At 57.3% G+C, this 11,970-nt stretch carries 8 protein-coding genes; 4 read left to right on the top strand and 4 right to left on the bottom strand.

The window, feature by feature from the left end; translation table 11 throughout:
- Window position 1: 1 nt before the first annotated feature.
- Complete coding sequence (locus RHM56_RS14580; protein ID WP_322233253.1) at window positions 2-595, bottom strand: antibiotic biosynthesis monooxygenase; 594 nt, start codon at window positions 593-595, stop codon at window positions 2-4.
- A gap of 267 nt (window positions 596-862) precedes the next feature.
- On the opposite strand from RHM56_RS14580, the gene RHM56_RS14585 reads away from it, so the two are divergent.
- Window positions 863-3,652 carry an ATP-binding protein gene (locus RHM56_RS14585; RefSeq protein ID WP_322233255.1) on the top strand — a complete coding sequence of 930 codons (2,790 nt, stop codon included), beginning with the start codon at window positions 863-865 and terminating at the stop codon, window positions 3,650-3,652.
- Here the strand turns inward: RHM56_RS14585 and RHM56_RS14590 are convergent.
- Window positions 3,605-5,068 carry an ATP-binding protein gene (locus tag RHM56_RS14590; RefSeq protein WP_416194856.1) on the bottom strand — a complete coding sequence of 488 codons (1,464 nt, stop codon included), beginning with the start codon at window positions 5,066-5,068 and terminating at the stop codon, window positions 3,605-3,607. The genes RHM56_RS14585 and RHM56_RS14590 overlap by 48 nt on opposite strands.
- 622 nt (window positions 5,069-5,690) lie before the next feature.
- Here RHM56_RS14590 and RHM56_RS14595 point away from each other — a divergent pair.
- Window positions 5,691-6,413 (top strand): pirin family protein, encoded by a 723-nt coding sequence (locus tag RHM56_RS14595; protein WP_322233258.1) that lies wholly within the window; start codon window positions 5,691-5,693, stop codon window positions 6,411-6,413.
- Window positions 6,414-6,428: 15 nt separating this feature from the next.
- Here the strand turns inward: RHM56_RS14595 and umuC are convergent, their stop codons facing one another.
- Window positions 6,429-7,703, bottom strand: coding sequence for a translesion error-prone DNA polymerase V subunit UmuC (gene umuC / locus RHM56_RS14600; protein WP_322233260.1), 1,275 nt, complete (start codon window positions 7,701-7,703; stop codon window positions 6,429-6,431).
- Window positions 7,693-8,121, bottom strand: coding sequence for a S24 family peptidase (locus RHM56_RS14605; protein WP_322233262.1), 429 nt, complete (start codon window positions 8,119-8,121; stop codon window positions 7,693-7,695). The genes umuC and RHM56_RS14605 overlap by 11 nt, the downstream gene beginning before the upstream one ends.
- A gap of 965 nt (window positions 8,122-9,086) precedes the next feature.
- Here RHM56_RS14605 and RHM56_RS14610 point away from each other — a divergent pair.
- Both RHM56_RS14610 and RHM56_RS14615 read left to right on the top strand, forming a co-directional pair.
- Window positions 9,087-9,527, top strand: a complete 441-nt coding sequence (locus RHM56_RS14610) for a low molecular weight protein-tyrosine-phosphatase (protein ID WP_322233264.1) — start codon at window positions 9,087-9,089, stop codon at window positions 9,525-9,527.
- Window positions 9,528-9,566: 39 nt separating this feature from the next.
- Window positions 9,567-11,795: a polysaccharide biosynthesis tyrosine autokinase gene (locus tag RHM56_RS14615; protein WP_322233266.1), complete on the top strand. Its 2,229-nt coding sequence runs from the start codon at window positions 9,567-9,569 to the stop codon at window positions 11,793-11,795.
- Window positions 11,796-11,970: the final 175 nt, after the last annotated feature.

Here is an 11,970-nt window from a genome sequence, read left to right on the forward strand (position 1 = left end):
ATTAGGGCTTGCCTTGCAACCAAGGGGCGAACAGCCGCGTCGCGGCGGGCATAAACACGTACACCACCGACAGCACAATGGTCAGGGTGATCAAAAACGTCGCTATCAGGTAATTCGATAAAAAAGGATGGAGTTGCAGCAGCGGGCGCCAGACCAGTGGCACCAACAAGGTGTGCGGGAAAATCACCAGCAGCGTCAGCAGCGCCTGTTTCCAGCGCGGCGGGGGTGAAGCGCTCTGCGGCGAGAACCAGAATTCGTTGACCGGGTTGACCTCCGTCTGATCGCCATCGGCCAGCATCGGCGTCGCTTGCTCGACCAGCGCCAGCCGTTCCGGGGAGTCGAGCCAGTGCTGCATGGCCTCGGTGGAGCAAAAGCGCAGCACGCAGGTGTAGCTGTCGAGCCCCGCCTGTTTGCCACGAATCACGTCCACGCCCAAATGCCCTGTGCGTTGCCCCGCCACGCTGACAATATTGCGCAACCAGGCCGCATAGGGTTCTTCGAAACCCGCGCGGACCCGGTGCTTGATCACCAGCGTGACCACCTCGTCAAACCCCGGCCGCTCGGCAGGCGCTTCAACCGAATGGGAGTCAGCCATCACTAAACGCTCCGTACCTGAATGCAAAGAACTGAGTTTTAGCCTCAGAGCAGGTGCACGACGAGTTAATCGTTGTTAATTTTCAGGCTCTGTACGAAATGTTTTCGAGCGAAGGTTAGGCAAGGCGAAAACAGGCGAGGAAGCGGAGTTTACGGATTGTAAATGAGCATTCCGAGCCTGTTTTCAACGCCGCATAACCGAGCGCAGATATATTTCGTACAGAGCCTAGTCGCCACTTCCCGCACACCTCGCCATTGGAGCTGCCCCTTGACGCTTTGCCCTGAGCAAGTCGTGCATTTTGGTCCTTACCGGGTCTACCCCGGGCAACGCCTGATCCTGGACGCTGAGCAGCCATTGCGCCTGAGTCGTCGGGCGATGGATATTCTGTTGTTGCTGCTTGAGCACCCCGGCTCGGTGGTCAGCAAGCAGCAATTGATTGCACAGCTCTGGCCCAATAGCGTAGTTGAGGAGATCAATCTGCGCGTGCACATGGCCGCGCTGCGCAAAGCCCTGGGCGATGGGCAAAACGGCCAGCGCTTTATCGTCACCGTGGCCCAGCGCGGCTACAGCTTTGTCGGCGCATTGGCCAAAGACGGCCACGCCCCGTTGACGTCCAACCCGCCCGCCAGCACCCAGCGGCATAACCTGCCCTTGCGTCGCGCACGCGTGATCGGGCGTCAGGCCGTGCTCGGCAACCTGTTGCTGCATCTGGCACGCCAGCGCTTCATTACCCTGACCGGACCCGGCGGCATCGGCAAAACCACGGTGGCCCTGCAAGCCGCCGAACAGTTGATCGGTCACTACCGGCATGGGATTCACCTGCTCGATCTGGCCCCCATCAGCGACCCCGCCCTGATGATCCCGCAACTGGCCACACTGCTCGGCCTGCCCCTGCGCGACAGCCAGTGCACAACAGAGCTGTGCACCCTGTTGCACGACCAGCACCTGCTGCTGGTTATCGACAACTGCGAGCACCTGATCCACGCCGTGGCCGAGCTGTGTGAACGCGTGCTGCGCGGTGCCCCGCAGGTGCATATTCTGGCCACCAGCCGTGAAGCATTGCGGGCCGAAGGCGAATACGTGCAACGTCTCGACGGCCTCGACTACCCACCTGCTCAGCCGCGCCTGGAGCGCAGCCATGCGCTGAGCTTTTCGGCCTTGCAACTGTTCATCGAACGGGCGACGGCCAGCCATGAGCAGTTCGAACTGCGCACCGAGCAACTGCCGCTGCTGATCGATATGTGCCGACGCCTGGACGGCATCCCGCTGGCCATCGAATTGGCCGCGGCGCACATCGGCCCGCTGGGTCTTGAGGGGGTGCTGTTGCAGTTACAAGACAACCTCGACTTGCACACCGATGGCGCTCAGACACCGCTGGCCCGACACCAGACGCTGCGTGCAACGCTGGACTGGAGCCATGCCCTGCTCAGCCCCGATGAGCAGATCTGCCTGCGCCGACTGAGCGTGTTTCGCGGCGCGTTTACCCTGCAATGCGCCACAGCCGTAACCGGCGACAACACACTGGAGCCCGGCGCGGTGTGCAACGCCATCAGCCAATTGGTGGCCAAGTCCCTGCTTACAGTGCAGGTCGGTGACCACGAGGTGCTCTATCGCCTGCTTGAAACCACCCGCAGCTATGCCCGGGGAAAACTCGACCCGCCCGCAGAGCACCACGCCACCCGCCAGCGCTTGGCCGAATGCTGCCTCAACGTGATGCAACAGGCCCAAAACACCTGGGAGCAAACCCCCACCGCGCAATGGATCGAACGTTACGCCCACTGCCTGGAAGACGTGCGGGCCACGCTGGACTGGGGTTTGAGCGCTCAAGGCCCACACACGCTAGCGATTAATCTGACCGCGGTGTCGACCCCGCTATGGCAGGAACTGTCATTGCCCAGAGAACACGGCGCCTACGTGCGCAAGGCGCTGCGCCTGCTGGAGGCGGGCACGCAGCCGAGTCCGCGTCTGGCAATGGCCCTCAAACTGGCCCTCGGCAACGCCAGTTACCACGCCCGAGGCGGCATTCCGGCCACGCACCAAGCCTTCGCCAGCGCCAAAGCACTGGCGCAGACCTGCAACGACAGGGTCGGTCAACTGCGGGCGATGTCCGGGCATATGGCGGCCAACCTGCTCTGCGGCGACTACCCAGAGGCGCTGGAACAAAGCCGCCACTGTGATCAACTGGGCCTGCACAGCGAGCCTGACCTGAGCCTCAGCACCGATCGCCTGCGCGGCCTGGCTTTGCACTTTGCCGGTGAGCAGGTGCTGGCCCGCAGCAATGCCGAACAGGTGCTGCAACGCATGGCTCACAACGGACACCGCAATCGCTTTACCTCTGGTTTTGGCGTGCAGTACGACCAGAGCGTTGCCGCGCTGACCCTGCTGGCGCGCATTTTATGGTTGCAGGGCCAACCCGAGAGCGCCTGGCGCACCGCGCGTCAGGCCTTGGACATTGCCCTGCAAATCAACCACAGCACGTCTATTTGCTACACCCTGGCGCTGGCTGGGTGCCCGATTGCCCATTACAACGGCGATCACACAACCGCCCAGGAACTGTTGCACCTGCTGCTGGAGCAATCGCAATTACACGCCGTGCAGCTGTTTTACACCTGGGGGCAGCACTATGCGCAGGTCATCGCACCCAACAGCGCACCCGCGCCCTTGCACCCGGACGATGGGCTGATCCAGCACATGGTGCTGACCCTCAACGGCGGCCCTATCGATGATAATTTGCTGCAACGTGCCCGTACCGGCACTGCGGGCTGGTGTGGTGCAGAGATCCTGCGCTTGCGGGCCGTTGGCCTGCACGCTACCGACGATTCGGACACCGCACAGGCGCTGTTGCTTGAAGCCCTGGCGCTGGCTGACCGCCAAGGCGCGCGTGCCTGGCAATTGCGCAGCGCCACCAGCCTGGCCCGACTGTGGCAACAGCAAGGCCACGCGCAGCAAGCCCACGCCTTACTGGCTCCGATCTACCAACGCTACAGCGAGGGCCTGGACACCCCGGCGCTAACCGACGTGCGGCATCTGCTCGGCCGGCTCCAGCGCGACCAATGACAGCCCGCGCCCACGGCTTATATAGCGCCGGTAGCGCTGCTCAAGCGCCCACAACTGAGCACTGCGCTCCAGCTTGTGCAGGGCATAGGCACGGGTGGTGTGCAACAAGCGATAGCGCGTCACCTCGCCGCTCGCCTCCAATGTCAGCAGCGAAGTGGCCACTAAGCGCGGGATAGCCCCACGCGCGAGCGTCGTGGACAGCTCTTCGTCACTGATCACGTGCAGGGCCGCGTCCAGACTGAAACTCTTTTTAAACACCGCCAGACGTTGCAACACCGCCTGCTGAACTGTGCTCAGCCGCCCATAGCTCCAGTCCAATGCGGCGTACAGACTTTGATGACGGGCCACCGCCGTACGACGGCCCTGAGCCAGACGCAAAAAACCGCGCCCCAACTGTGCATGCAACCCGACCAGCCCCAGACTGTCGATGTGCGCCGCTGCCAGTTCGATGGCCAGCGGGATGCCGTCCAGACGTCGACAAATATCGTGCACGGTCTGCACATCCTGCTCACGCACGCTAAACCCTTGCTGCCGGGCGCGAGCACAGCGCACCAGCATCTGCACGGCCGAGCAGCTTTGCACCTGATCCACACTGTGCATGTCCCACAACGCAGGCACTGAAAGGCCCGGCACCGGTAGCAGCATCTCTTCGCGCGCGGACAACGGCTCGCGGGAGGTGACCAGAATCGTCAACTGCGGCGCCGTCGACAGTAACTCGTCTACCAGCACCCGACAGCCATCCAGCACCGGCTCACAGCTGTCAAACACCAACAACGCCTGCCAGCCTGACAACTCATCAAGCCCCGCTTCAAGGCCCAAGGTTTTGGCTACAAGTGCGGGTAACTGTGCTGGATCGCTGAGGGTCGCCAAGTCAACCAGCCAGACGCCGTTGGCATATTGCCCAAGCAATGATTGAGCGACGCTCAATGCCAGCGTGGTCTTGCCGATGCCTGCGGGCCCAACCAAGGTGATGCAGCGCTGGCCTGACAAGTGCGCCGCCACGCGCGCGATCAACGCTTTGCGGCCGATCACGGGCGTCAATCGCCCCGGTAAATTGTGCTTACGCGGTGCCAGCGGCACAGGGCGCAGCGCTGCGGCAAAACAATAACCCTGGCCTGGCACATGAACGATATAGCGCTGACCGTCCTGGCCATGCCCCAATACTCGGCGCAGCGCGGCGATATGCACCCGCAAAGTACTGGCCTCGACCACCGAAGACGGCCACACCCGGGTCATCAACACATCCGGGCTGACCACCGCACCTGCGTGTTCGATCAACACCTGCAAAATATCCAGCGCTCGCCCGCCCAGCCGCAGCGGCCGATCGTTCTGGCACAACAAGCGCTGGCGCCCCAGCAATACAAAAGGTCCAAACGCCACCGGGAGGTCATTCATAACGGCTCCTGCGCTCAACATCCGGGCTCCATAAAACGTTTTCAGTACGCGTTAAGTTACAGGTTCCGGCCCTTACGGCGTGTCACTTCTTTACATATTCCTGTAGCCGCTGCCGCAGGCTGCGATCTGGCGCGGCAACGGCAGTGTTTTATCGGTGTTTTATGTACATATCCCTTAGTTGCGCAACGGCTTTTTACGGGTTACGCCCTTACGGCGTGTCACTTTGTTAAGAGCGACAAAGTAACCAAAACGCTCTTGCCCCTACCACTCGGTACCTCGCCCAGGCTCGGTATGCCCTCACCACAGGCATTGTTCCGTGGGCCCGCCGCGATCGGCCATCCATGGCCGTGTCGCGGCTAACCCGGCGTCCTGCCGGGTTACCCACGGCCCAATACCTGCGCTCGGCCAGCGTGGTTTAAGGGGGCGCTTTAGATCAAAAACCAGGTCAAAAACCAGGTCAAAAACCAGGTCAAAAGCTTGCATTGCGTTTGACCGGTGGACTGAACTCATTTCTGTACACGCCTAAGGCTGTCAACCCATACGCGACAGTTATTCAATTTTCATCTACTTATTGCGCCTTCCAGTAACCATTAACCTTCTCCTCAATCGGACGAACACACGTCCCATGCCAGGAGATGTCCCCATGCTGACTCTACGCAAAGCAACTGATCGCGGTCTGGCCAATCATGGTTGGCTGAAGTCGTTTCATACCTTCTCGTTTGCCAGTTACCGCAACCCGCAGGAGCAAGGCTTTTCTGATCTGTTGGTGATCAACGACGACCGAGTGGCCGCCGGTAAAGGCTTTGGCCAGCATCCGCACCGCGACATGGAGATTTTTTCTTACGTGCTTGAAGGTGCACTGGAGCACAAGGACACCCTGGGCACCGGCTCGGTCATCCGCCCTGGCGACGTACAACTGATGAGTGCAGGCAGCGGCGTGGCCCACAGCGAGTACAACCACTCAGCTGACCGGCCTGTGCACTTTCTGCAAATCTGGATCGTGCCGGACACCACAGGCGCCAAACCGCGCTATCAACAAGAGCATTTCAGCCCGGAGAAAAAACGCGGCCGCCTGCAACTGATCATCTCCCCGGACGGCGCTCACGGCTCACTGCGGGTGCGCCAGGATGCGCGGGTGTATGCCGCTCTGATCGACGGCCAGGAGCGTGCCAGCGTGACCCTCGCCAATAATCGCTACGCCTATGTCCACGTGGCTCGAGGGCAAGTCGAACTGAACGGCTTGGCGTTGCAGGAAGGTGACGGCATACGGGTACGCGACGAACACACACTGACCCTCAGCCATGGCGTGGACGCTGAAGTGCTGGTGTTCGACCTGCGCCCGCACGAACTGCCGCATATGCCTTGATCGACACAGGCACTCTCACCCCACCCGCCACAACTGATCCAGGCGGGTGGTATAGCCTTGGCTCATCAATTCCCGGCGCATGCCCCACTCCGGATGCGCCGGCACACTGGCCGCACGCAACGTGCCGCGCCCCCAGCGCCCGTTAATCTCATCGAGCACGGCCATCACCCGCGACGCTTCAGCGGGCTGATTGATCGCGAATAAATCATCGGTGAACTCGCCTGGCTGACGCAGATCCAGCAACATCACTTCCGCTTTGCTGTATCTAAAGCCCGGTTGAAACACCTGCTCCACCGCCTCAACCGCCACCTTGGTCAGTAGCCGCACATCATCGGTCGGGTACGGCAACGTCACCACCACCCCCCTGGCGTATTTGGCTTCGTCGGGGTTGAACATCCCGGTGCGAATGCTGACCCGCACCTTATGGCAATAAGACTTCTGCGCCCGGAGCTTTTCCGAGGCGCGCATCATATAGGTAGCAACGGCTTCTTTAATGGGTGCGATGGTCGTCAGGCGCTTGCCAAACATGCGACTGCAACAGATCTCCTGCTTCGGCGGATCGGGCTCATCCAGCTCCAGACACGACGTCCCGGCCAGCTCCCGAGCGGTCTTCTCAATCACCACACTGAATTTTTTGCGCAACATCCACGGCTCAGCCTTGGCCAGGTCCATGGCGCTCAAAATGCCCATGCCTTGCAAATGCAACGTCATCCGCCGCCCCACCCCCCAGACCTCAGACACCGCTGTATTGCGCAGCACCCAGTGCCGCTCATGCTCACCGCACAAGTTAACCACCCCGCCGGTTTGCGCCTGCAACCGCTTAGCCGTGTGATTCGCCAACTTGGCCAGGGTTTTGGTATGCGCAATGCCCACCCCAACCGGAATACCCGTGCATTGCACAATCTGAGCACGCAACCGGCGACCCATCTCGCCGGGGTCCGCAATACCGGTCAAATCCGCAAAACACTCATCGATGCTGTAAACCTCGACCGCTGGCACTTGCGACTCGATCAGGCTCATCACCCGCTCGCTCATATCGCCATACAGCGCATAGTTCGACGAAAACGCGACAATCCCCAACGCCTCCAGCCGCTGCTTGATCTGAAAATACGGCTCGCCCATTTTCACGTGGGGCTTGGCGTCATAACTGCGAGCAATAACGCAGCCATCGTTATTACTCAGCACCACAATCGGCACTTTAGCCAGGTCGGGACGAAATACCCGCTCGCAACTGGCATAAAAGCTATTGCAGTCAATCAACGCAAAAACCGGATCAGGCTTAATGACCATGGCTGCGCACGCTATAAGTAATCACCCCCCAAATAGACAGATCATCACCCTCCAGCACATGACGATCCGGATACTGGGTGTTCTCGGAACACAGAATGACGCGCTTACCGCGAATACACAGGCGTTTGCAAATGGGGTCGTTATTGAGCAGCGCTACCACCACATGCCCGTCAACCGGCTCAATCGAACGGTCAACCACCGCCAGATCCCCGGAAAAAATCCCCACCCCTTGCATGCTGTCGCCATCAATCGTCACCAAAAACACATGCGGCGCACGCAGGCTCAACACCTCATCCAGCGAAATGGGTGCCTCCATATGATCCGTTGCTGGCGAGGGGAAACCCGCCGGAATCTTGAACGAACACCGCGGCAGGCGAACGCCACCTTCAGCAAGAGGACCCAAGAGAGTGAAGCCCATGACACACGCCTTTCAATTACTGTATGAATATACAGTTAACTGCGTAGGACGAATCCGGTCAATTCTTCTGTCAGACATTTCGACAGATGGAGCAAGGCGCCTAAACCCGCCCCCGCTTCATCAATGTGCAATACCTAGCACATTTGCACTAACTTGAAGCGTTAGCTAACCGTCATATAACGCACTTGTCGTGCATTATTGAGAACCAGAACTCAGCAATAACCCGACGCATTGAACCAATATTTACCGCTATCGCAGCAATACATGTTTGAATTCGGACATCAATATCACAGTGCCACCACCCCTAAGTTAAAATGAATAGTTATACAACTTAAAATGCATAAGTCTGCATGTGCACAAGATATAAATGTGCGTTTTTTACGAGAGAAGCCACGTAGCCCCGCCACCCGATTTCACGGTCGCGTGTACAGACCCTGCGCGATAAAGGTGCGCCGAGCCGGGAGTGGTCAAAATGCCAGTATCCGCCCTATTCGCGGCAGCACGCTGCCCTGGCCTCCTGCCCTGAAGCCCGCACAACCTGCCCTGCAAACCGCATAAATACTTGGCCAGAGCGAAAACCGCCATTACCACACTCCCCCGAGACAAGACATTACAGCATTCACTAATGTTATTTTTAGTCAGCTTAAAACAGAGGAAATGTTATTTTTTGTCAGGTAAAAACAATTGAAAAAAGCTATATATAGCGGCTTGCGTTACATCCAGATATAAAGGTTGATCTTACAGACGCTTCGCCGTTAATATTTTCGCATCTCCAACTTCACACCGGCCTTTATCTGTAATAAGACAGAAGGAACTGTTGCCTTGTGAAGGCCATGTCCACATAGCAATTGATGCGCATAGGCTTTTATAGACGGGTACAGCCATTGCCTGAATGGGAATGGCGGACGTGACGATTAGTTGAATGCTCTCGCCGGCTGAGCATGTTTGGCACAAAGGAAGCTGCCTTGTTTAAACGAATCATGATTGTCTGCGTCGGCAACATCTGCCGCAGTCCTACCGCAGAGCACTTATTGCGGGTCGCCCTCGCACCTTCCGACATCGTCGTAAGCTCAGCGGGCCTTGGCGCACTCGAAAAACACCCCATCGAAAAAAACGCGCGCGCTGTCCTTGAGAGCAAAGGTCATGTCCTGAGCGACCACAGCGGTACCCAATTGAACTCTTCTCTGATAAATGACTCGGATCTGATCCTTGTCATGGAGAAGAAACACATTGACGGTGTACTGAAAATCGCACCAGAAGCACGCGGCAAAGTGTTCCTGCTGAGCAAATGGCAAGGCAACCACGAAATCGACGACCCCTACCGTCAAGGCATGCCTGCCTTTATACACGCGTACGCGTTGATTGATGGCGCAGTAAATGCATGGGCCCAGCGCCTCAAGCGCTGAGTCATTTCTCGAATACCTGTGAAGATAAAGAATCGAACTATGCAGCAAGCACCCGTGACAAAGCCCCATGAACACGACGACGATAACGACGAAATCGACCTTATGGGGTTGCTGGGTACGCTGATCGATCATAAATGGTTGATCGCAGGTGTTACCGGCGTCTTTATGGCCGCGGGTGTTGCGTATGCGTTGCTGGCGACGCCTGTTTACCAGGCGAATGCGTTGGTTCAGGTTGAGCCGAAGAAAGGTGATCCGCTAGGGTTCTCGGATATCGGTAGCATGCTTGGCAAGGAGTCACCCTCCGCAACAGAAATTGAGCTGATAAAGTCGCGCAAGAACATTGGGGCCGCTGTTGATAACCTGAAGTTGGACATTCAGGTACAGCCCAACTACTTCCCGCTAGTGGGCGAGTTTATTTACCGGCGCTTTAAGCCAACCCCTGAAAGCAATTTGGCAACGCCTTGGTTAGGCGCAAAAAGCTTCGCTTGGGGTGGTGAGAAACTGAAAATAGCTGAGTTAACTCTTCCCCAGACATTACTAGGCAAACAACTAACCCTAGTCAGCGGCGAAGGCGGAAGTTTTACCTTGCTGGATGACGACGACAACCTGTTAGTCAAGTGCCAGGTTGGGCAAGTCTGCAACGAAAACAACATCAAGTTAAAAGTCGACTCGTTGGTAGCGAACCCCGGCACGACCTTTAGCGTAAGTCGTAGCCCGCGCTTAACCACGATATTGAATTATCAATATGCGTTAGATGTTACTGAGCGAGGCAAAGAATCCGGAATGATCGGGCTCTCACTCGACAGCACAGAACCAGCCAAAGCAATAACCATATTGAATGAGATTGCTCACCTCTACGTGAAGCAAAATATTGATCGCACTTCAGCCGAAGCCGCGCAAAGCCTCAGCTTCCTCAAAGATCAACTGCCACAGGTGCGTAAAGATCTGGAAAAAGCCGAAAATGCATTGAATGCATTCCAGATTCGCAGCAAGTCGATTGATATCAGCCTAGAAGCGAAGGCTATCCTCGACCAGATCGTGGCACTGGATACCAGCATCTCAACGTTGAAACTGCAACAAGCAGAGATGGACCGCAGATACACGCCGCAGCATCCAGCCTACCGCGCATTACTGGCCCAACTGGCTGAACTGACCAGCAAACAAAACCGCTTGGCCAAACAAGTTGAAGGCCTGCCTACGACCCAGCAAGAACTGCTGAGCCTGACGCGTGACGTGAAAGTAAGCACCGAAATTTATACCCAGTTGCTGAATAAATCCCAAGAGCTGGACGTGATGCGCGCTGGCACTGTAGGTAATGCCCGCCTGATCGACACAGCGGATGTAGACCTGAGTAATCCGATCAAACCCAAAAAACCCCTTATCGTGCTGATTGCAACCCTGCTGGGTGCGTTTATAGCCATTGGCTATGTACTGTTCCGCAAAGCACTTAACCGCGGCGTCGAAAACCCGGATGACATCGAAAGACTCGGTTTGCCGGTTTATGCCTCGATTCCTTTCAGCTCGCTGCAAAAAGTTGAAGACGATAAAAGCACTAAAGGCCGTGGCACCCGCGCTACTCCGCTATTGGCCAGCAGCCACCCCACCGACCTGGCGATTGAAGGCTTGCGCAGCCTGCGGACTAGCCTGCACTTTGCCATGCTGGAAGCCGATAACAACCGATTAATGATTTCCGGGCCAAGCCCCAAGGTCGGCAAGTCCTTTATCTCGTCCAACCTGGCGGCCGTGATTGCACAGTCGGGCCAGCGTGTGTTGCTGGTAGACGTGGATATGCGCAAAGGCTATATCCATAAAATGTTTGGCATCCCTGTCGAAAACGGCCTGTCCGACCTACTGGTAAAACGCTGTGATCTAGACACAGCCATACACCACTCCGAAATCGAAAATCTCCACGTCATTGGTCGTGGTCAAGTTCCGCCGAACCCGTCTGAGCTGTTGATGCACAAGAACTTCACAGAGTTCCTCGACAAAGTTAGCGCTCTATATGACTTGGTTATTCTGGACACCCCGCCCTTCTTGGCCGTGACCGATGCTGCCATTGTTGGCCGCCAATCGGGCACCAACCTGATTGTGACCCGCTTTGAGCTCAACCCGGCCCGCGAGGTTGAACTGACCATGCGCCGCTTTGCACAAAATGGTATTGATCTGAAAGGCGCTATTTTCAATGGCGTTGAAAAGCGCGCCTCGGCCAAATACGGTTATGGCGCTTATGGTTACTACAACTACGAATATAAGTCCGACAACGTTTAAACAGCACACTTAGCGTAATTAACAAGCGCCCTTGAGAGTTCAAGGGCGCTCTCTCAGTACAAAGACAACTTGCAACATAACATTTGAACCTAATGTAAGTGCTCTCAGGGATTGGCGAATAATCCTGGGGCGGTAGCGTGTCTAATCAATATAAACCGCACAGCTCAATACCGCA

Source organism: Pseudomonas sp. CCC3.1, assembly GCF_034347405.1.
In the GTDB taxonomy this organism is placed as follows: Bacteria; Pseudomonadota; Gammaproteobacteria; order Pseudomonadales; family Pseudomonadaceae; genus Aquipseudomonas.